The 20,729-nt window shown below is 50.2% G+C and carries 17 protein-coding genes; 4 read left to right on the forward strand and 13 right to left on the reverse strand.

The genetic code is table 11. The annotated features are described in order from the left end of the window. The first annotated feature begins 24 nt into the window (after window positions 1-24). The 3 genes from ACI0FR_RS02390 to ACI0FR_RS02400 all read left to right on the forward strand — a co-directional run bounded on the left by ACI0FR_RS02390 (window position 25) and on the right by ACI0FR_RS02400 (window position 2,839). Complete coding sequence (locus ACI0FR_RS02390; protein ID WP_404907280.1) at window positions 25-1,323, forward strand: ActS/PrrB/RegB family redox-sensitive histidine kinase; 1,299 nt, start codon at window positions 25-27, stop codon at window positions 1,321-1,323. Window positions 1,324-1,415: 92 nt separating this feature from the next. Then, entirely contained in the window at window positions 1,416-1,979 is a 564-nt protein-coding gene (locus ACI0FR_RS02395; protein WP_404907282.1) for an ActR/PrrA/RegA family redox response regulator transcription factor, read from the forward strand. Between the two features lie 239 nt (window positions 1,980-2,218). After that, a complete protein-coding gene (locus ACI0FR_RS02400; RefSeq protein ID WP_374829083.1) occupies window positions 2,219-2,839 on the forward strand; it encodes a L,D-transpeptidase in 621 nt (206 codons plus the stop codon). Window positions 2,840-2,923: 84 nt separating this feature from the next. Here ACI0FR_RS02400 and ACI0FR_RS02405 read toward each other — a convergent pair whose 3' ends face one another. The 6 genes from ACI0FR_RS02405 to ACI0FR_RS02430 form a co-directional block, all read right to left on the reverse strand. Then, window positions 2,924-3,493, reverse strand: coding sequence for a NifU family protein (locus ACI0FR_RS02405; RefSeq protein WP_374829084.1), 570 nt, complete (start codon window positions 3,491-3,493; stop codon window positions 2,924-2,926). 213 nt (window positions 3,494-3,706) lie between these two features. After that, window positions 3,707-4,198, reverse strand: a complete 492-nt coding sequence (locus ACI0FR_RS02410) for a universal stress protein (protein WP_374830433.1) — start codon at window positions 4,196-4,198, stop codon at window positions 3,707-3,709. Window positions 4,199-4,281: 83 nt separating this feature from the next. Continuing rightward, a complete protein-coding gene (gene trpS / locus ACI0FR_RS02415) occupies window positions 4,282-5,349 on the reverse strand; it encodes a tryptophan--tRNA ligase (protein ID WP_374829085.1) in 1,068 nt (355 codons plus the stop codon). Between the two features lie 181 nt (window positions 5,350-5,530). After that, window positions 5,531-7,102: a murein biosynthesis integral membrane protein MurJ gene (gene murJ / locus ACI0FR_RS02420; RefSeq protein ID WP_404907284.1), complete on the reverse strand. Its 1,572-nt coding sequence runs from the start codon at window positions 7,100-7,102 to the stop codon at window positions 5,531-5,533. 14 nt (window positions 7,103-7,116) lie between these two features. Beyond that, the gene (locus ACI0FR_RS02425; protein WP_404907286.1) at window positions 7,117-9,888 is read right to left on the reverse strand and encodes a [protein-PII] uridylyltransferase; all 2,772 of its coding nucleotides are present in this window, start codon (window positions 9,886-9,888) and stop codon (window positions 7,117-7,119) included. A gap of 88 nt (window positions 9,889-9,976) precedes the next feature. Continuing rightward, complete coding sequence (locus ACI0FR_RS02430) at window positions 9,977-12,274, reverse strand: NADP-dependent malic enzyme (protein ID WP_374829088.1); 2,298 nt, start codon at window positions 12,272-12,274, stop codon at window positions 9,977-9,979. A 274-nt stretch (window positions 12,275-12,548) separates the two neighbouring features. On the opposite strand from ACI0FR_RS02430, the gene mutS reads away from it, so the two are divergent. After that, complete coding sequence (gene mutS, locus ACI0FR_RS02435) at window positions 12,549-15,206, forward strand: DNA mismatch repair protein MutS (RefSeq protein ID WP_404907367.1); 2,658 nt, start codon at window positions 12,549-12,551, stop codon at window positions 15,204-15,206. 127 nt (window positions 15,207-15,333) lie between these two features. Here mutS and olsB read toward each other — a convergent pair whose 3' ends face one another. The 7 genes from olsB to sppA all read right to left on the reverse strand — a co-directional run bounded on the left by olsB (window position 15,334) and on the right by sppA (window position 20,697). After that, the gene (olsB, locus tag ACI0FR_RS02440) at window positions 15,334-16,251 is read right to left on the reverse strand and encodes a l-ornithine N(alpha)-acyltransferase (RefSeq protein WP_461667875.1); all 918 of its coding nucleotides are present in this window, start codon (window positions 16,249-16,251) and stop codon (window positions 15,334-15,336) included. A gap of 141 nt (window positions 16,252-16,392) precedes the next feature. Further along, window positions 16,393-16,881 (reverse strand): signal peptidase II, encoded by a 489-nt coding sequence (gene lspA, locus ACI0FR_RS02445; protein ID WP_404907288.1) that lies wholly within the window; start codon window positions 16,879-16,881, stop codon window positions 16,393-16,395. Beyond that, window positions 16,881-17,759, reverse strand: coding sequence for a TrmH family RNA methyltransferase (locus tag ACI0FR_RS02450; protein ID WP_404907290.1), 879 nt, complete (start codon window positions 17,757-17,759; stop codon window positions 16,881-16,883). Before ACI0FR_RS02450 ends, lspA begins: the two co-directional genes overlap by 1 nt. Further along, window positions 17,756-18,922 (reverse strand): class I SAM-dependent methyltransferase, encoded by a 1,167-nt coding sequence (locus ACI0FR_RS02455; protein WP_404907292.1) that lies wholly within the window; start codon window positions 18,920-18,922, stop codon window positions 17,756-17,758. The genes ACI0FR_RS02450 and ACI0FR_RS02455 overlap by 4 nt, the downstream gene beginning before the upstream one ends. Before the next feature lie 119 nt (window positions 18,923-19,041). Continuing rightward, complete coding sequence (locus tag ACI0FR_RS02460; protein ID WP_404907371.1) at window positions 19,042-19,359, reverse strand: lipopolysaccharide assembly protein LapA domain-containing protein; 318 nt, start codon at window positions 19,357-19,359, stop codon at window positions 19,042-19,044. Window positions 19,360-19,375: 16 nt separating this feature from the next. Beyond that, window positions 19,376-19,660, reverse strand: a complete 285-nt coding sequence (locus ACI0FR_RS02465) for an integration host factor subunit beta (RefSeq protein WP_184223395.1) — start codon at window positions 19,658-19,660, stop codon at window positions 19,376-19,378. 62 nt (window positions 19,661-19,722) lie between these two features. Next, window positions 19,723-20,697 carry a signal peptide peptidase SppA gene (gene sppA / locus ACI0FR_RS02470; protein ID WP_404907294.1) on the reverse strand — a complete coding sequence of 325 codons (975 nt, stop codon included), beginning with the start codon at window positions 20,695-20,697 and terminating at the stop codon, window positions 19,723-19,725. Window positions 20,698-20,729 lie beyond the last annotated feature (32 nt).

Here is a 20,729-nt window from a genome sequence, read left to right on the forward strand (position 1 = left end):
AACAAAAAATGGTACGGAGTGGTCATGCAGACAGATTTTCACAGCCGCGCTTCAAGCCAGTCGCGGCGTCCGCGCCTGACTACGCTGGTGCGTATCCGCTGGCTGGCGATTGCCGGACAAACAGCCGCGGTGATGTTTGTGGCGCTTTATCTGCGCTTTCCGTTTCCTGTCGGTATTTGTTTTGCACTGATTGCACTCTCCGCATGGCTTAATCTGCTTTTGAGCTTTCGTTATCCGGTCAGCCATCGCTTAAATCCGACGGCCGCCAGCTTTGTGCTGGGCTTTGATGTGTTGCAATTGGCGGGGCTGTTATATCTGACCGGTGGTTTGCAAAATCCGTTTACGATCTTGATGATTGTGCCGGTGATTATTTCAGCAACCTCATTGCCCAAACGCCATACGATTGTGCTTGGGTTGTTGGTGACAATCTGCACCACATATCTCACTTTTTATCATCTCAATCTGCCGTGGTATCCGGATACGGTGCTGGAATTGCCGTTTTTGCTGGTGGCGGGCATATGGAGCGCGGTCATTTCAACGCTTGGCTTTACCGGTGTTTATGCATACCGGATTGCTGAAGAAGCGCGCCAGCTTGGTGACGCATTGACGGCAACCGAACTGATTTTGCAGCGCGAACATCATTTGACTGCTTTGGACGGATTGGCGGCGGCTGCTGCGCATGAGCTTGGCACACCTTTGGCCACTATCGCTTTGGTGGTTAAGGAGATGCAGCGTTCCCACGCCAAAGACGAGGAGATAGCCGACGATATCAGCCTGTTGCAATCACAAACGCAGCGTTGCCGCGAGATTTTGCAGCGTCTCACTAGCCTTTCATCCGAAAATGAAGAACATATGTCACGTATGCCGCTTTCTTCATTGATCGAGGAGGTGGTCGCACCGCACCGTAATTTCGGCATTGATCTGGAAGTGGTACGCCAGGAAGGCTCAAAACCTGAGCCGGTGGTGCGGCGCAATCCGGGGCTATTATACGGGCTTGGAAATCTGATTGAAAATGCGGTGGATTTTGCCCGTGAAAAAGCAACAGTTTCATGGAGCTGGAGCGAAACGGAAGTGCGCGTCATCATTCAGGATGACGGGCAGGGCTTCAAACCGGAAATTCTGGAGCGAATCGGTGAGCCTTACACAACCAGTCGCGAGAGCGGCCATAATGGCGGCGGCTTGGGATTGGGCCTCTTCATCGCGAAAACGTTACTGGAACGTTCGGGCGCCCATATAAGCTTCCATAATAGAAGCAATCCGGGGCAGGGCGCGGAAATCCGAGTGGTCTGGTCCCGTGATATTTTGGCCGGAAATGTGAAATAAATACGGTTCGCAAGCATTTTTTCAAATTGCTCATTTGACTTTTTGCCGCAGGGCTACAATAAGGAAATAAAAAAACCGAGTAGGAAAACCTGATGGACGACTTGATTCAGGACGACAGTGAAGCAATCGGCACCGATCCTTCTCTTCTTCTGGTCGATGACGACAAGCCGTTTTTGCAACGTCTGGCACGTGCTATGGAAAGCCGTGGTTTTAACGTGACCGCAGCAGAATCGGTTGAAGAGGGTCTTGCCGCCGTAAAGGCTGGCGCACCGGCTTATGCCGTTGTGGATATGCGTTTGGGTGACGGAAATGGTCTCGATATCATTGAGGCAATCCGTGCCAAACGTGCCGATACACGTGCCATTATTCTCACCGGCTACGGTAATATTGCCACCGCAGTCAATGCGGTCAAACTGGGTGCGGTTGATTATCTGTCCAAGCCGGCCGATGCAGACGAGGTTTTTGCGGCACTTACCCGCAGACCGGGTGAAAAAGTGATTCCACCGGAAAATCCAATGTCGGCTGATCGTGTCCGCTGGGAGCATATTCAGCGTGTTTATGAAATGTGCGAACGCAATGTTTCAGAAACGGCACGTCGTTTGAACATGCATCGCCGCACCTTGCAGCGTATTCTTGCCAAGCGCGCTCCGCGCTGATTTCTAAAGGCTCTATACGATTGGGCAGAATCAATCTGTAAGACTGATTCTGCCCTTGCTTATCTAGTGTAGTTTTATGGATTTGATAATTAGCAGTAAAAAGCGCTGTTATATTTAAAAGAATCCCCCATTTAAAAGTTAATAAGTATAGTTAATAGAAGTTTAACTATATCTATTGCACATTGGGCAGAGATCAGTCGGTTCGAGTGCGGAAGCGGCTTGTATATTCGGGGGAATTTATGAAATTCAAATCATTGCAAATACCCGTCGCGATTACTCTGACCGGCCTTTTGGCTGCTTGCTCAACAACCGGTTCGCCGTTTCAGGCAACGGCGTCTTATCCGGCAGTCACAGATGCAGGCTATACATTGCCAGCGATTCCCAAAGAGAAGATACCTGAGCAATATCGTCGTCAGACTGTCACTTATAAAACCACGCAAAAGCCTGGTTCGATTGTGGTCGATACCAAGGACAAGCATCTCTATTATGTGCTGCCAGATAATAAAGCCGTGCGTTATGGCATTGGTGTCGGGCGTGAAGGCTTTGGCTGGTCAGGCACGGCACGCGTTGCTGCCAAGCGTGAGTGGCCGACATGGACACCACCAGCACCGATGATCAAGCGTCAGCCTGAATTGGCAAAATATCGTAATGGTATGGGGCCGGGTTTGAAAAATCCGCTGGGTGCCCGTGCACTTTATCTGCACAATAAAAACGGCGATACCGGCTATCGTCTGCATGGCACACCGGAATGGTGGACAATCGGCAAGTCGATGTCTTCGGGTTGTATCCGCCTGATGAACCAAGACATTATGGATCTTTACGACCGTGTCGATAAAGATGCGCAGGTTACCGTGCTTTAAATTCATTATTGCAATTTAAAATCAAAAAAGCCGCATGAGACAGAGTTTCATACGGCTTTTTTAATATGATGTGAGGTAATCAGATCAGATCGCTTCGACCTGCAAAACTTCCGGCACAAAGTGCTTGAGAAGGTTCTGGATGCCGTGTTTCAGAGTTGCCGTTGAAGATGGGCAACCGGCGCAAGCGCCCTTCATATGCAAGTAAACAACGCCGTTTTCAAAACCGCGGAAGGTAATATCGCCGCCGTCTTGTGCAACGGCAGGGCGCACACGGGTTTCCAGCAATTCTTTGATGGTGTCGACAATTTCGCGGTCGCCCGAATCAAAAAATTCATCAGCCGTATGATCGGTCGCAGCCGGTGCGCGGGCACCAGCCATCACAGGCGCGCCGGACATGAAATGCTCCATAATGGTACCGAGAACCGCAGGCTTCAAATGCTGCCATTCAGCGTCTTCTTTGGTGACTGTGATAAAATCATAGCCGAAAAAGACGCCGGTAATGCCGGGTACGGAGAACAATTTAGCCGCAAGCGGAGAAGCGTCTGCCGCAGTTTCCGCACTGCGGAAATCAGCTGTGCCCTCAGGCAAAACAACTTTGCCGGGGAGAAATTTCAATGTCGCCGGATTTGGCGTTGTTTCAGTCTGGATGAACACGTCGTTCTCCCGCGTTGGGCAGCTCTGAAGCGGTTTTTCACGCTGCTAATGTCTGCCGATAGAGATGATCGGAATATTCCAACCGCTGTCGGATATATCACACCTTGGAACTATTCTAATATACCCAGATGAGCTAGGAGGCAAGCCTGATCATGTCATCATCAATATCAGAATAGCGGATTAAACATGAGAATTCTTATCAATATAGTGTGTTCAGGCGACGGCATCAATATCTTCGTCACTTAAATTGGCAGGGATTACCGTGACGGGAATAGGGAAAGATGCACTTTTTCCGGCCAGCATCTGGATAAGGGGGCCGGGGCCATCTTTGCCCGACGCAGCGGCCAGCACCAGAATGGCAATATCCTGATCTTCTTCGACAAGGCTTTGCAACTCTTCCGTGGTTTCACCGGCTCGCACGATCAGCTCAGGCTCAAGTCCTTGCTTTTCACGCACCTGTGCCGAAAGTTTTTCCAGTGCCAATCGGGCGCGTTCTTCAGCTTCGGAGCGCATGATCTCACCGACGCCTAAAAAATGCTGGAAATCGGATGTATCAATGACAAACAGTAAGACGAGCGCGCCGCCGGTGTTTTTAGCGCGCTTTGATGCATAAGCGACAGCACGCCCGCATTCAGGCGTATCATCAATAATAACCAGAAATTTGCGGCGGTGTCCGGCTTCCCGGCTCAGTCGTTTTGAAACCATTTGCGCAATTTGCCATTTCATTACGCTTGCTGCAAGCGCCATAATGAGAAATCAGCATGGCGCTTGTCGATTATTGAATAAGCTTAGTTCTGCAACCAGCCGATAATATTGCGGACATCTTTCATGGTCTGCTCTGCAATCACACCGGCGCGTTCGCCACCATCTTTCAGCACACTGTCGATATAAGCAGGGTCTGCGATTAGTTTACGCATTTCCTGTGTAATCGGCGACATTTGCGCAACTGCCAGATCGGCAAGCGATGCCTTGAATTCGGAGAATTGTTTGCCACCGAAATCACGCAAAACGTCTTCTTTGGAAACACCTGAAAGAGCTGCATAAATGCCGATCAGATTGTCAGCCTCAGGGCGACCTGTCAGACCTGTCAGTTCTGAAGGGATCGCATCCGCATCGGTTTTGGCTTTGCGGATCTTCCTGGTGATGGTTTCTGCATCATCAATCAGATTGATGCGCGACAAATCAGACGGATCAGATTTCGACATTTTCTTGGTGCCGTCACGCAGCGACATGATGCGCATGGCAGGGCCTGAAATCATCGGCTCGGTGAGCGGAAAATAACCGGTGACAATTTCATCGCCAACGGGCATTTCTACACCAATGCCGAGATCGGCAATACGGGCACAATAGTCATTGTTGAATTTCTGTGCGATGTCGCGGGTCAGTTCCAGATGCTGTTTTTGATCGTCGCCAACCGGCACATGAGTGGCGCGGTAAAGCAGAATGTCAGCAGCCATCAGGCTTGGATAAGCGAAGAGACCGAGCGACGCATTTTCGCGGTCTTTACCGGCTTTATCTTTAAATTGCGTCATGCGGCTCATCCAGCCGATACGTGCAATACAGTTAAATACCCATGCCAGTTCAGCGTGTTGGATGACGCGGCTCTGGTTGAAAACCATGTTCTTTTTCGGATCAATTCCGGCGGCCAGATAGGCTGCGGTCAATTCGCGGGTGGCCTGTGCCAGTTCTGCCGGATCCGGCGAAATGGTGAGTGCGTGCATGTCCACAACGCAATAGATGCACTCATGGTCATCCTGCAATTCAACCCAGCGTTTGATGGCGCCAAGATAGTTACCAAGATGGAGATTACCGGTTGGCTGGGCACCGGAAAAAATTCGTTCTTTAAAGCCACTCATAATGGGTATTTCCTCAAGCTGTTGGAAAGCCGGGCGAGTATCGTTTTCATGTCTTTAATGATCTGACATACTCTGACTTGGTTATATCAAGAGCGACGTATGTGGTTTGGACGCATGCGGACGCTCTTTAACAGGAGCACTCGTGCCAGAGTGCAAGTGTGCAAGCAAGCTCTTTTTAGATTCAGGCGGCTTTTGATTTTCTGCGTATACTGTTGCGCAACATGGCAAAACTTGCACCACCACTGGCAAAAGCTGCGCCAAAATAGACAATCATTGCACAGATAACCAGCAGACCAACGGTTAAAGCCTGTATTACAAAGCCCGCACTTTTCTGTAAATAATCAGACAGATAATGTGCGCCAAAATAAAGCATGGCGGCCATGATGGCTGCTGACAAAATCAGACGCGGAATGCGGCTGATAAGCTGCGCATCATAACCCCAATGGCCGCGATAAATCAGCAGGCTCAAAAGCAGAATTGCATTTGCCCAGCCAGCAACCACTTCTGCGGTGGCAATGCCCCGAACACCCCAGATCGGGAATAATGTAAGGGCGAGGCATACATTAATGACCACTGCAATACCGGCAAAAATCATTGGCGTGCGCGTGTCTTCACGGGCAAAAAAGCCAGGCAAAAAGGCTTTGATTAAGACAAAAGCTGGCAAGCCAATACCGTAAATGGCCAGAATATGAGAAACAATTGCTGTCGACTCTGTGCCAAATTTGCCGCGTTCGAACAATAGACGCACGATTGGCTCGGAAAAAACTAGCAAAGCCGCAGCCGCAGGCAAAGTTAAAAACAATGTGAATTCAACCGAGCGGTTTTGTAAATTACCGGCTTCCTTTTCATTTCCGCTTTGAAGGGCGCGCGATAATTCGGGCAGTAAAACGGTGGCAACGGCAATACCGACTACGCCAAGCGGCAATTGCGAAATACGATCGGCATAAACCAATGACGAGACCGCGCCATCTTGTGATGAAGCGATATTGGTATTGATCAGCAGATTGATCTGGGTGATGCCGCCGGTAATGGCAGCAGGCAATGCCAGCACCAGTAATCGGCGCACATTGGTGGTGAGTTTGGGAAATCGGAAACCGATTTTAATACCTGCATGACGTACTGCTCCCCAAACGATTGCAAGCTGCACCAAACCTGCCGCCATTACGCCCCATGAAAGGCTAAGGCCGATATCAAGGGCATCATAACCTTGCCACCATGCCCAGACCAGCACGGCGATGAGGATGATGTTGAGGAAAACCGGAGCAATGGCGGCTGCAAAAAAGCGATGCAAGGTGTTGAGCATCCCGCCCATCATTGCCGCCAGCGACATACAGGCAAGATACGGAAACATGATGACGGCCAAGCGCACGGTGTGATCATATTTGACCGGATCATCAACAAAGCCCGGTGCGATAATGGTGCGTACCAAAAACGGCATGGAAAGCTCCATGACGATGGTCAGCACCAGCAAAATGGTGAACAGCACACCGAAAACTTCTTCAGAAAACTTGGCGGCGCCTTCCATGCCGTTTTTCTCGATCTCTTTCGAAAAGAGCGGCACAAAAGCGGTGTTGAGCGCACCTTCGGCAAATAGACGACGGAAAGTGTTAGGAAAACGAAAAGCCGCGTTAAATGCATCCGCAACAGGGCCGGTACCGAGCGCTGCCGCCATCATCATTTCACGGGTGAAGCCGAAAATGCGGCTCATCAATGTGCCTGATGCAACGGTTGCGAATTTTTTAACCAAGCTCATAGGATTAATGCCTGTCAGTTGCTCGTTTGCGCGGCTGCTTTGGCCACTATCTCATCATTAAAAAGGCTGAGAAGTTTGCGTTTAATATTATTTTGTTTTGTGGTCGAAGCGATTTTTTCGCCGCTTAAATCTGTCACATAAAATGTATCAACAGCCTTTTCACCAAAGGTGGTAATGTGGGCGGAAGCAATATTGAGCGAAAGATCGGAAATCACCCCGGTTAGTTCCCACAACAGGCCGGGGCGGTCGAGTCCTTTTACTTCCAAAACAGTAAATTTATTGGAAAGACTGTTATTGATCACCACGCGTGGTTCAATACGGAAGGTTTTAGGAGCACGTTTTGGCTTGGCTTTTTTAGCCATCACATCCGGCAAATGGGCGATGCCGGCCAGTGCGTCTTCAATCAACTGGCCGACACGTTCGGCGCGGCGACGCTCATCTTCATCGAGTTCAAAAGCGCGGCTGATCAAAATCGTGTCCAATGCGCGTCCGTCGCGGGTGGTGAAAATTTGCGCGTCGACAATATTGGCGCCTGCTGCCGCGCAGGCACCGGTGATGATGGTGAGAAGGCGTGGTGAATCGGGTGCCAGAACCGTGATTTCGGTGACCGCTTCAAAACGATGGGGCTGCGCTAAAGTGGCGACACTGCGCTGTTGCAGATCACTTTTGTGAATAAATTCTGCATGCCTGATCTGGTCTTCTAAAGAAACACTCAAAAGATAATTGGTATAAAGCAATGGTATATAAGCGCTTACCGCTTCTTGCGGCCAATGGCTTAAATTCTCTGCCAGTAATTTGCGAGCTTCTTCGCTGCGTTCGGTGCGTGATTGTTCAGAAAAACCACCGGTTAAAACCAGTTCTGTTTCATAATAAAGTGTGCGTAACAACTGGCCTTTCCAGCCATTCCATACACCGGGGCCAACAGCTTTGATGTCGCAAACAGTAAGAATGAGCAGCAGTTTCAGCCGGTCCTTGGTTTGCACAATATCTGCAAAATCCTGAATGGTTTTGCGATCATTGAGATCTCGCGATTGGGCAATTTTGCTCATGGTCAGGTGCTGTTCGATCAGCCATGCAACCGTGTCTGTTTCAGATGGTGTGAGGCCAAAACGCGGACAGAGTTTGCGGGCAATACGTGCGCCCGCCACCGAGTGGGCTTCAGGGCGGCCTTTGGCAATATCATGCAGAAAAAGCGCGACATAAAGAATATTGCGCGCTGTTTTAAGCGATGCCATCAGCTCGTTGGAAAGCGGGTGTTCTTCCTCCAGAGTGCCATGTTCAATCTCCGACAACACTTTGATTGAGCGCAATAAATGCTCATCTACCGTGTAATGATGATACATGTTGAATTGCATCATCGCAACGATGCGGCCAAAATCCGGGATGAATTTGCCAAGCACGCCAGTTTCATTCATGCGGCGCAAGATCAGTGCCGGATCACGTGGTGAGGTGACAATTTCCAGAAACATTTTGTTGGCTTCCGGATTTTCACGTAATTCTGCTTTGATGAGCTTTAACGAGCGTGAAACCTGCTGCATGGCGGCTGGATGCAGCGCAAGCCCGTGTTTATCTGCCAGATGAAACAGGCGAATGATATTGACCGGATTTTCTTGGAAAACCGTGTCGCGGGCAATATTGATGCGGTGGTTTTCATCGACGAAATCATTGCCGCGGCTCAGTTTACGTTTATGAGGCTCGCTGCTGATGAAAATCTGGTTATAGCCGGGCACATGCTTGACTTGCTGCTCTTCCAAAGCCGCACAGATGATACGGGTTAAATCACCGACATCTTTGGCCACCAGAAAATAGTGTTTCATGAAGCGTTCGACCGCATTTTGACCCGGATGTGCGGTATAGCCAAGCCGATCGGCAATGTCGGGCTGCAACTCGAAAGATAAACGCTCGGTGGCGCGATTGGTTAAAAAATGCATATGGCAGCGCACTGCCCAGAGAAAATCTTTGGCCTTGTTGAACAGCCGATGCTCGGCACGTGATAAAACGCCTAGCTTCACCAGACCTTCACTGCTGCGGATGCCATAGAAATAACGGGCGATCCAGAAGAGGGTTTGCAGGTCGCGCTGGCCGCCTTTGCTCTCTTTGACATTCGGTTCGACGAGATAGCGCGTGACACCGGATTTTTGATGGCGCAGATCGCGTTCATGCAGTTTGGCGGCAATAAATTCAGACCCTGTTCCGGAAACAACTTCGCTTTCAAAGCGGGTTTCCAGTTCTTCAAACAGCGCATGATTGCCAATCAGCAAGCGCTTTTCCAGCACCGCTGTGCGGATTGTCATATCTTCCCGCGAAAGCCGGATAGTATCATCAATCGTACGGGTGGCGTGTCCCACTTTCAGCTTCATATCCCACAGCATATAGAGGATATATTCCACCACCTGCTCGCCCCACGGTGTTTGTTTATATGGCAGTAAAAACAACAGATCGATGTCGGAACCGGGTGCCAAACCACCGCGGCCATAGCCGCCAACGGCAACAATCGCCATAGTTTCCGCCATGGATGGATTATTGACCGGATAAATACGGGTGGTGATTATATGATAGAGGGCGCAGATTATCACATCCATCAGATGCGAGATGCGTCTGGCGCATAAAGTGCCGCCACCATCTTTGTTCAGCAATTCTTCTGATTTTGCCAAACCTTGTTGATGGGTTTCCTTCAGAAGACTGAGGATATGACGGCGTAGCTCCTGATGGTCGCAATAGGTGTCCGCTAACAGGTTGAGCTTGGCAATAAAGGCTTCTTCATCAATCGTCTGGAGTATTTTCAAGAGACTGCCTCATATTGCTTACCAATAAAGTATCTTAAACGTCGGCTCCACAGTGTGAGGCCGGCGTTTAATCTAATCGAAGCTATGCTTAGTTGGAAGCATTATAGGCAGTGATTGCCGCCATGTTGACGATGTCGGTATCTTTGGCACCGAGGCTTACAATCTGGGCAGGCTTATCAAGGCCAACCAAGAGTGGGCCAATCACTGTAGCACCACCCAGTTCTTGCAGCATATCGGCTGCAATGGTGGCCGAGTGGTGATCTGGTGTGATCAGCACATTGGCAGGGCCGGAAAGCCGGATGAACGGATATTGTGTCATCAGCTTGCCGTTGAGCGCTACTTCCGCACTCATTTCACCATCAAATTCGAAGTCCACATGACGCTTTGTCAGTATGCGGACAGCTTCCTGAATGGTTGCCGAACGTTCGCCGCCCATATGGCCGAAGGTGGAATAAGCGGTGAGGGCAACACGTGGTGTGTAGCCCATGCGGCGTGCCATGCCCGCAGCTTCCACAGCAATATCAGCCAGCTCTTCAGCAGATGGTGATTCATGTACGGCAGTGTCGGCAATAAAGACAGTGCGGTCACGGCAGATGGCAATTGAAACGCCGACAACGCGGTGACCCGGCTTGCTGTCGATGACGCGGCGCACATCTTCAAGGCCGGTGGCGTAATTGCGGGTGATACCGGTGACCATGCCATCCGCATCGCCAAGGGCAACCATGCAGGCCGCAAAATGGTTGCGGTCATTGTTGATCAGGCGGTGGCAATCACGGAACAAAAAGCCCTGACGCTGCAATTTTTGATAAAGATAATCAGCATAAGCCGTGTTGCGGCTGGAAAGACGTGCATTGATGATTTCAATATTCGGCTTGGTCAGATCAACACCGGCGGCTTCTGCGGTGGAACGAATACGGTCTTCACGACCAACCAGAATGGCGGTTCCAAGTTCCTGATTAACGAAGGAAACTGCGGCACGCATCACTTGCTCTTCTTCACCTTCGGCAAAGACGATGCGTTTTGGCTTGCTGCGTACGCGCTCATAAATACCGCGAAGCGTTGAAGCTATCGGATCACGACGCGCCGACAATTCGCGGGAATAAGCATCAAGATCGGTGATGGCACGACCGGCAACACCTGTTTCCATTGCAGCTTTGGCAACCGCTACTGAAACAGAGGCGAGCAGACGCGGGTCAAACGGCACCGGAATGATGTAATTGCGACCAAAGCGCGGGCGGTTGCCCTGATAGGCTGCCACAACATCATCAGGCACATCTTCACGCGCCAGCAGTGCCAGTGCATTGGCTGCGGCAATTTTCATCTCTTCATTGATGGTGGTTGCACGCACATCGAGCGCACCACGGAAGATATAAGGGAAGCCCAGAACATTGTTGACCTGATTGGGATAGTCGGAACGGCCGGTTGCAACAATCGCATCATCACGAATTTTCGCGACATCTTCAGGTGTTACTTCCGGATCAGGATTTGCCATCGCAAAAATGATCGGATTAGGTGCCATTGAGGCGACCATTTCATCGGTCAAGGCACCCTTGGCGGAAAGACCGAAGAAGACATCGGCGCCTTCTATTGCCTGTGCCAGTGTGCGCTTGTTGGTTTTGACAGCATGCGCGGATTTCCACTGGTTCATGCCCTCTTCACGTCCTTGATAAACAACACCCTTGGTGTCGCAAAGAATGACGTTTTCAGAGGCAAAGCCCATCGCTTTGATCAGTTCGATACAAGCAATACCGGCAGAGCCTGCACCATTACAGACCAGCTTGGTTGTCTTCATATCGCGGCCGGTCAGATGCAGCGCATTGATGAGACCGGCGGCAGAAATAATTGCGGTGCCGTGCTGGTCATCGTGGAACACCGGAATGTCCATCATTTCGCGCAAGCGCTGTTCAATAATGAAGCAGTCGGGAGCTTTGATATCTTCCAGATTGATGCCGCCGAAAGACGGGCCCAAATAGCGCACTGAATTGATGAAAGCGTCAATATCGGTGGTATCAACTTCCAGATCGATGGAATCCACATCGGCAAAACGTTTGAACAGGACGGATTTACCTTCCATCACTGGCTTGGAAGCCAGCGCGCCAAGGTTGCCAAGTCCTAAAATAGCGGTACCATTGGAAATAACGGCAACAAGATTGCCTTTGGCAGTGTAATCATAAGCACTGGCCGGATTTTCAGCGATTGCTCTCACCGGAACAGCAACGCCCGGAGAATAGGCCAGTGACAAATCACGTTGGGTTGTCATAGGCTTGGTCGGAACGATTTCTAACTTACCGGGGCGCCCCATCGAATGGAAATCGAGCGCTTCTTTATCACTGGCAGCCTGTGCGGCAGTGGGGGTTTTGTTATTGTTTTTTTCTGAGGCTGACATGTCAACTCCGGTTATCATCTGTGGAGAATTCTAGGTAATCTCTGTTGGGTGGTGCGTAAATATCATTTCGGGAATAGATATTGTGATGAATTTTACACTTTACGCAAGATTCAATGGTTTTGAGTAGTTTATGCGTAACAAAATTGTGTTTTATGGAAGGCGGAGCTGAAGATTGACGAACCAACCAGAGATTATCAACGATATTTCCGCGTCTTCCACCGAAACTGAAGCTCGATCAGCAGCTCTTAATGATGCGCCAACCCGACTCACTCCGATGATGGAGCAATATATCGAGATTAAAGCGGCGAATGTTGATTCGCTGCTTTTTTATCGGATGGGCGATTTTTACGAACTGTTTTTCCAAGATGCGGTTGAAGCCTCCAAAGCGCTTGGCATAACACTCACCAAACGTGGCAAGCATCTGGGCGATGAAATTCCGATGTGTGGTGTGCCGTTTCATGCCGCTGATGATTATCTGCAAAAGCTGATTGCCAAAGGTTACCGCGTTGCCGTGTGCGAGCAGGTAGAAGATCCGGCAGAGGCGAAAAAGCGCGGCTCTAAATCGGTGGTCAAACGCGATGTGGTGCGCCTCGTAACACCGGGCACTCTAACCGAAGAAAAACTGCTTGATCCGTCAGAAGCTAATTTTCTGATGACTTTAGGCCGCGTCAAAGGTGGGGCCGAGAATGTGTTGGCACTGGCGTGGATTGATATTTCTACCGGCACATTCCGTGTAACCGAAAGCTCGCCGGAGCGGTTGTTTGCCGATGTTATGAGGGTTGATCCGCGCGAGTTGATCGTAGCGGAGCCGGTATTTCATGATGCGGAGCTACGCCCTGTCTTTGATCTGATTGGCCGCTCGGTCATTCCGCAGCCAGCCATTTTGTTTGATAGTGCGGCCGCGCAATCGCGCATCCAGCGTTATTATGATGTGGCGACCTTGGATGGTTTCGGTCAGTTTTCGCGCTCCGAATTGTCGGCCATTTCCGGTGCGATTGCCTATATCGAGAAAACGCAGATTTCCGAGCGTCCGCCATTGATGCGTCCGGAGCGTGAGCAGGAAGGCTCGACGCTTTTCATTGATCCGGCAACGCGCGCCAATCTTGAAATGGTACGCACCCTTGCAGGTCATCGTGACGGCAGTTTACTCAAAGCGATTGACCGCACTGTAACAGGCGGCGGCAGCCGCTTGCTGGCGGAACGCTTGACGGCACCTTTGACCTCGCCACAGGCCATTCATGCGCGGCTTGATGCGGTGTCTTATTTTCTTAATGAACCGGTTTTAAGCGATGCTTTGCGCCTAGAGTTGAAGGGTGTGCCTGATATGCCACGCGGTCTTTCAAGGCTGGCCGTTGGTCGTGGTGGTCCGCGTGATATGGGCGCTTTGCAGCAAGGCTTTGAAGCAGCACGCAGTATTGTTGGTTTGCTAAGCAACAAAGATCTGCCGTCAGAACTTAAAGCTGCATTGCATGCACTTGAAAGCATACCTGAAACGCTGTGTGATCATCTCGACAAGGCTTTGGCGGATGAACTACCGCTTTTAAAGCGCGATGGTGGCTTTGTCCGGCAGGGATATCATGCTGAACTGGATGAAATGCGGGCGCTGCGTGATCAGTCGCGCCGCGTGATTGCCGGATTGCAGCAGAATTATATTGATGAAACCGGCATTAAAACGCTCAAAATCAAACATAATAATGTGCTGGGTTATTTCATCGAAGTCACTGCCAACAATGCCGGTGTGATGACCGACAGCGACGAGGCAAAGGCACGTTTTATCCATCGCCAGACCATGGCCAATGCCATGCGCTTTACCACCACCGAATTGGCGGAACTGGAAACGAAAATTGCCAATGCCGCGGATCGTGCATTGTCCATCGAAAGCGCAATTTTTGATAATTTGACCGCCGAGATCGTGCTTTTTGCCGATTTGATCCGCGCAGCAGCAGCAGCTCTTTCTGTATATGATGTGTCGGTGGCTTTGGCGGTGCTGGCTGATGAGCAGGGCTATTGTCGCCCGATTGTTGATGACAGCTTGGCTTTCAACATTGTCGGCGGGCGTCATCCGGTGGTGGAGCAGGCATTGCGACGCCAAGCCGCCAACCCTTTTGTTGCCAATGATTGTAATTTGTCACCGCAAAACAATGACAAACACGGTGCGATCTGGCTGCTGACCGGCCCTAATATGGGCGGTAAATCGACCTTCTTACGCCAAAATGCCTTGATTGCGATGATGGCGCAGATGGGGTCGTTTGTGCCGGCCGGTTCGGCGCATATCGGTATTGTTGACCGCTTGTTCTCACGCGTTGGTGCATCTGATGATCTGGCGCGCGGGCGTTCCACTTTCATGGTGGAAATGGTCGAAACTGCCGCCATTCTCAATCAGGCGGGCGAACGCGCGCTGGTGATCTTGGACGAAATCGGTCGCGGTACCGCGACTTTTGACGGGCTTTCGATTGCATGGGCTGCGGTTGAATATCTGCATGAGAAAAACCGTTGCCGTTCGCTTTTTGCGACCCACTTCCATGAAATGACGGCATTGTCGGAAAAGCTTAACCGCTTGTCTAATGTCACTATGCGGGTGAAGGAATGGGACAATGATGTCGTGTTCTTGCATGAGGTGGCACAGGGTGCAGCGGATCGCTCTTATGGTGTGCAGGTGGCACGTCTGGCGGGCTTGCCGGAAGCGGTGGTTAATCGTGCGCGCGATGTGCTGAAGCAGCTGGAAGAAGGTGAAACTTCAGGCAAAGCCAATAAGCTGATTGATGATCTGCCGCTCTTTTCAGTAGTGTTGAAACAAGAAACACCAAAAACACAAGTTCAGGCCAATGAATTGCAACACGCATTGGATGCCATTCGTCCGGATGATTTGAGCCCGCGTGAAGCACTGGAAGCGCTTTATCGCTTGAAGGAAATCTCACTGGCTAAAGCTTGAATTTCCAAAGCACAGAAAAAAGGCTGCCTGAGTAATCAGGCAGCCTTTTTTTGTTTGATGGGACGTTTAAAAGCGTCGAACTGAGGCGAAAATCGCCTTTTGCAGCCCTGCTTTACGCTCTTATCATTCAAATAAAGCGGTCAGCTTCAGCACCATAATAACTAATATAACGGCTGGAAATGCGGGAAACCGGCAGGATGATAAATACATCTGTGGTGCCGAAAGATTCATCCGCCACCGCACCATCACCAATCATACCGCCAAGGCGTAAGTAACCTTTAATCAGTGGCGGCATGGAGAACAGCGCAAGCTTCATGTTGACACCTTCGGCAGGCATCAAATCCATGGCATGATAATGTTCCGGCAAGGCGCGCACATCCCATTCACTGTCGGCACGGGCATTTTGATTCAGGAAGGACAGGCACAAGGCATGTGCCATAGGTACAGCACCCTGGAAAGACGCACAGCCCATCATCACATCAATGGAATGACGACGGCAATAAGCCCAAATGCCTTGCCACAAAAGCTCGACAGTGCGCTTGGAGCGGTATTCCGGCTTGACGCAAGATCGGCCAAGTTCGAGAAAATTCAATTCCGGTTTCGAGAGTGTCAGGCGCTGCACATCATATTCACTGGCAGAATAAAACCCATGGGTTTTATTGGCCTGATCGGTACGCATCAGGCGATAGGTGCCGACAATTTGTTTATGCTGCGGGCCCGGAAGCGCTGTGTCATAAACCAGCAAATGATCGCAAACCGGATCAAAACGATCCGCATCACGTTGTTCAATAGCTTGCAGCGCGTCTTTTTTCGCGCCCATTTCATCATAGAAAACACGGAAGCGCAGCTCTTGTGCGGCTTCGATCTCTTCTGTTGTCGTGGCCAGCCGAACTTCCAATGCACCCATACGTCCGAGCAACGCGGAATTGCCAGTGGCGTTCCCATTGGAGTTTTCCGTGGCGTCGTTTGTCACACCTGATGTATTTTGTTTTATCATGGCATCATTATCGACTATTTGCGTAGTCTTTCCAAGCTGTAGAGCCATCCTGCTTTGCTCCCGATGTGTTTGTTCACTTTTTCCGAGTATTTCAAAGCGGTTCGGCTGTTTCAAAACTCATCCAGCATTACCACATTTATGGGCAAGGTAACGATCATTTTATTAGGCGATAATGGTGACAATTGAATGTCATTTCTTTGCGGTTTTTTCTTGTTTCCAGTTCAGATACTCTTGCAGCAGGATTAATCCTGCACCGATCGTGATGAAAACATCTGCCAGATTGAAAATGGCAAATGACCAGTTAGGCAGATGAAATAAAACATAATCAACCACATAGCCAAGCATCGAGCGGTCAATCAGATTGCCGAGTGCACCACCGATAATGAGGGCAAAGCCAACACGGGCAAAGACGCGGGTCTGGGCTGTTGTCCACCATAAATAAATCACAAAACCGACAATTACCAAGGTGAAAGCCACAAGCGCTTTGTCATGAAGGCCGGATAAAAGCGAAAAAGCAATGCCGGTATTATGGGTGCGATAAAGCGCCAGAAACGGCAGAATTTCGATTTGCTCGCCATATGCCATCGTATCTTCAACACGCAACTTCACCATCTGATCGATAAAAATCGCAGCAACAATCACTAAAATAGTCGGTAAAGAAGCTCTGAGTTTGCTCATCAGGCAGGTCTTTCGTCTAAAATGAGCGCTTCGCGGCGAACTTCATAAAGCATCACAGCGGTGGCAATGGCGAGATTAAGCGAATCGGCGCGGCCTGCTTGCGGAATACGGGCAAGCTTGTCGCAAGTTTCCGCTAATGTATCGGGCAAGCCTTGCTGCTCGTTACCCATCATCAAGATGACGGGTTTTTTGGCATAATCAATAGTGCGGTAATCCACCGAACCTTTTAAATGCGTGCCGACGATCATGCCGGAAAAGCCCTTGCGCCATTGTAAGAAATCAGCTTCGGTTGCACGGTAAAGCGGCAATGCAAAAACCGAGCCCATGGTGGCGCGCACGGTTTCAAGTGAATAAGGATCGGTGGTGTCGCCAATCAGGATCACACCCTTGGCGCCCACTGCATCGGCAGTTCGGATAACAGTGCCCAGATTGCCCGGATCGCGCACACGATCAAGCGCGATATAAGTATCATTGCCGGATGGTTTTAAATTTTTGAGCGATTGATATTGCTGCTCGAAAACGCCGACAACCATTTGCGGATTATCGCGGCGCGTAATGCCGGCCATTACTTTTTCGCTGACTTCCAAAACCAAGCCGCCGGAGGCAACGGTGCGCGCTGCTGTCTGTTCGGCCAGCTTGTTGCCTTTGCCAGATTTGGCGAAAACCAGCACTTTGATTTTCCAGTTGAGATCCAGCGCATCAATGACGAGCTTCAAGCCCTCGGCCATAAACACGCCTTGCTGGTCGCGGAATTTTTTCATCGCCAGCGCGCGTAGATCCTTCACAATCGGATTGGCCAGACTGGTGACTTCTTTCACCTGTCCATTGCGTGGTGTCGAAGAACGGTTGGAAGCGGAAAAGTCGTGATTTTGGCTCATTGTTGAACCCATCTGCTGAAGAGAGAAGTGGAAAGCGCACGATTGGCTGAGCGCTCACGCAAAATTAATTCGCCTGATTCCACCACACCGCCAAGGCCGGTAAAGCGGTCACACATGAGCGCGTGAATAGCAAAGAATGAGGCGCGGATTGAATAGGCGGTCAAAATAACTGCCAGCGCATCTTTGGTGGTGATCGAGCGGCACAGATCAACCATGGCAGGCAAATGATCAAATAGCTGCCAAACCTCGCCATTGGGGCCGCGACCATAGGCTGGCGGGTCAAGCAGGATGATATCGTAATGGCTGCCGCGACGTTCTTCACGCGCGACAAATTTCATTGCATCATCGCAAATCCAGCGAATAGGTTTGGTCTCAAGACCGGCTATTTCCTGATTTTCTTTTGCCCAGTTGATTGCTTTCTTGGAAGCGTCCACATGGGTGACTTCCGCACCTGCTTGTGCTGCAATCAGTGATGCAACGCCGGTATAACCAAAGAGGTTGAGCACGCGAACAGTTTTGCCTTTAGCGACTTCGCGGCGAATAAGCTCGGCCATATAAGACCAGTGCGCTGCCTGTTCAGGAAACACGCCGACATGGCGAAAAGAGGTGAAACGGCCATGAAATTTGATGCCGTCATGTTTCATCGGCCATGTTTCGCCAAGCGGCTTTTTAGGAAAAGCCCAGCGCCCCATGCCTTCTTCATCGGTATTGCCGGTGAAAACGGCATCCGCTTTGTCCCATTCAGCCTTATCCCATGCCGGTAACCAGATCGCCTGACCTTCAGGGCGGATGATGCGGTAAGAGCCATATTGCTCAAGCTTCAAACCATTGCCGCTGTCGAGCAGGGCATAATCATCCGTTGGCAATGTTTCTAAGATAACAGCGCTGCGCTCAATGGGCTTTTTGCCTGTCCGCGGGCTTAAAATGCGGGTTGGCTGCTCAAGCTTATCTTGGGGACGTTCTTTAGCGCGGATGTTTTCCGGTGCCTCAGCAGGCCGGTTAGAAGCTTTGTCAGTCGTCTTGGCAAATTGCGGGCGCGGCTTTTTAAAGCCACCTGTTTTGGGGCCGCGTTCAGCATTCGGGGCAAAATGATCTGCCCGTTCATTTTTGCCGCGCGGTTTCTGTCCGGCCGGACGTTTGTTTTTTGGTTTGGCTGCCTTCACCGGACTAACTCCATAAAGCTCTTTTATTGTCTCGTAGGATAAAGTGCCGGCAGGTGAAAGAGAAAAACTCCAATCAAGGCTCGGTTCGCACCATAAATGTGAGAAATGAGGAGGATATTTTACAAATATCCATCATTTCCCAACAGGTTTTTTTGATTATGTTGCTTTAGATTGGCGAGTTCCAGTTTTTGGATTCTCACTTGTTTACGGTGTTTTCCTTGCGCCAGCCAGGAAACCGCACCACCGATCACCAGTCCCACCAGCAAAGTTGCGAACAACCAGATGAAAAGCGGAGCAGTGTAAGATAATGCCGGATTGCCAGGATTAAACGGATCGAATGTCACTGTTACGCTCATACGATTGGCAACAGATAAAGCGATCAGAATAACAGCCAGCGGCACCAGAATAATGAGGGTTACCAAGCGGCGTGTCGGAATTTTTTTCATAAAAATCTCAGTCGATGTCGTTTAACCGGTCACGCAGTTCTTTGCCGGTTTTAAAAAATGGCACCCATTTTTCTTCAACACTGACAGATTCACCGGTGCGTGGGTTTCGACCGCTTCTGGCTGGTCTGTTTTTGACGGAAAAAGCACCAAAGCCGCGCAGCTCCACACGATTGCCTTCTGCAAGGGCATTCGTGATTTCATCAAAAACCGCACCGACGATGTTTTCAACGTCGCGCTGGAAAAGATGCGGGTTTCGGCTGGCAATGATCTGAACGAGTTCGGATTTGATCAAGCTATTCATCCCTCTTTTTGCTGCGCATCGGAATTTGTTAAAAAACCGATTATGGTTTCACTTTATTTATGTCCAACAGTATCAGTAACTTGCATGACAGAAAGCAGGCCGTCAAGGAAGATACGTTCACTGATCGTATCACGAATGAAATGATGGCTGTCATCGGGCAGGCCAAACATGCGAACAGCACCGCGCACCAGCAGGTCTTTCATCGATAAGAGCGTTTCATCCTTTTCCGGTTTCCACTCAATCACCGACAGATCAGGTGACAGGCCTTTTTTCAATAACCATTCACGTGCGGCTTCTTCGCCGCCCAAACCGTCGATCAATTTTTTCTCCAAAGCCTGACGACCGGTGAAAATAGAACCGTCAGCCAGAGCCAGCGTTTCTTCGCGGGTAAAGGAGCGGCGTGTTTCAACAAGACCGACAAACCAATCATAAGAATCCATAATCATATTGCGGATCATGGCTTTAGTTTCTTCGCTGGCAGGATTGAAGAAGTTCGGCTCTGCTTTCATCGGGGAAGATTTAACCGCTTCCATTTTTACGCCGATCTTGTTCATCAGCTCGGAAATGTCGGGATATTGGAACAGCACGCCTATGGAGCCGACGATGGAAGATTGGTGCGCGACAATATGATCCGATGCCACTGCAATCATATAGCCGGCAGAGGCGGCCAGATTGCCGACACTGGTAACGACGGGTTTTTTCTCGGCAATTTTGCGGATGGCATTGAAAATAGTTTCGCCGCCGACCGTGGTGCCGCCTGGTGAATCAACAATGACGATCAGACCTTTGACCGCGTCATTTTTTGCGATCAGCTCCAGCCGCTTCAGCAGTTCTTCATTTTGGGTGATCGTACCTTCAATGCGCACTTTGGCAATATGCGGCGTGTTGAGGCCGATAAATTTACTGGATTGTGTGGTTGCAATTGCAATCAAAGCCAGTGCAAGAACAATTAAAAATGCACCACGCCAGAAGGTGAGTTTGCGTCTGATACGACGTCTGTCGATCATGGCATCGGCGGTCTGAGTCATGTGAACCTTTTTATGTTTTCAACATTCCTGCT

The organism is Paenochrobactrum sp. BZR 201-1 (genome assembly GCF_044987585.2).
Taxonomy (GTDB): domain Bacteria; phylum Pseudomonadota; class Alphaproteobacteria; order Rhizobiales; family Rhizobiaceae; genus Paenochrobactrum; species Paenochrobactrum pullorum.

What these genes read in the sequence shown, in the direction of transcription:
- ACI0FR_RS02390 (WP_404907280.1), top strand. Translation starts at nt 25, where the DNA reads ATGCAGACAGATTTTCACAGCCGCGCTTCAAGCCAGTCGCGGCGTCCG.
- ACI0FR_RS02395 (WP_404907282.1), top strand. Translation starts at nt 1,416, where the DNA reads ATGGACGACTTGATTCAGGACGACAGTGAAGCAATCGGCACCGATCCT.
- ACI0FR_RS02400 (WP_374829083.1), top strand. Translation starts at nt 2,219, where the DNA reads ATGAAATTCAAATCATTGCAAATACCCGTCGCGATTACTCTGACCGGC.
- ACI0FR_RS02410 (WP_374830433.1), bottom strand. Translation starts at nt 4,198, where the DNA reads ATGGTTTCAAAACGACTGAGCCGGGAAGCCGGACACCGCCGCAAATTT.
- trpS (WP_374829085.1), bottom strand. Translation starts at nt 5,349, where the DNA reads ATGAGTGGCTTTAAAGAACGAATTTTTTCCGGTGCCCAGCCAACCGGT.
- murJ (WP_404907284.1), bottom strand. Translation starts at nt 7,102, where the DNA reads ATGAGCTTGGTTAAAAAATTCGCAACCGTTGCATCAGGCACATTGATG.
- ACI0FR_RS02430 (WP_374829088.1), bottom strand. Translation starts at nt 12,274, where the DNA reads ATGTCAGCCTCAGAAAAAAACAATAACAAAACCCCCACTGCCGCACAG.
- mutS (WP_404907367.1), top strand. Translation starts at nt 12,549, where the DNA reads ATGATGGAGCAATATATCGAGATTAAAGCGGCGAATGTTGATTCGCTG.
- olsB (WP_461667875.1), bottom strand. Translation starts at nt 16,251, where the DNA reads ATGGCTCTACAGCTTGGAAAGACTACGCAAATAGTCGATAATGATGCC.
- lspA (WP_404907288.1), bottom strand. Translation starts at nt 16,881, where the DNA reads ATGAGCAAACTCAGAGCTTCTTTACCGACTATTTTAGTGATTGTTGCT.
- ACI0FR_RS02450 (WP_404907290.1), bottom strand. Translation starts at nt 17,759, where the DNA reads ATGAGCCAAAATCACGACTTTTCCGCTTCCAACCGTTCTTCGACACCA.
- sppA (WP_404907294.1), bottom strand. Translation starts at nt 20,697, where the DNA reads ATGACTCAGACCGCCGATGCCATGATCGACAGACGTCGTATCAGACGC.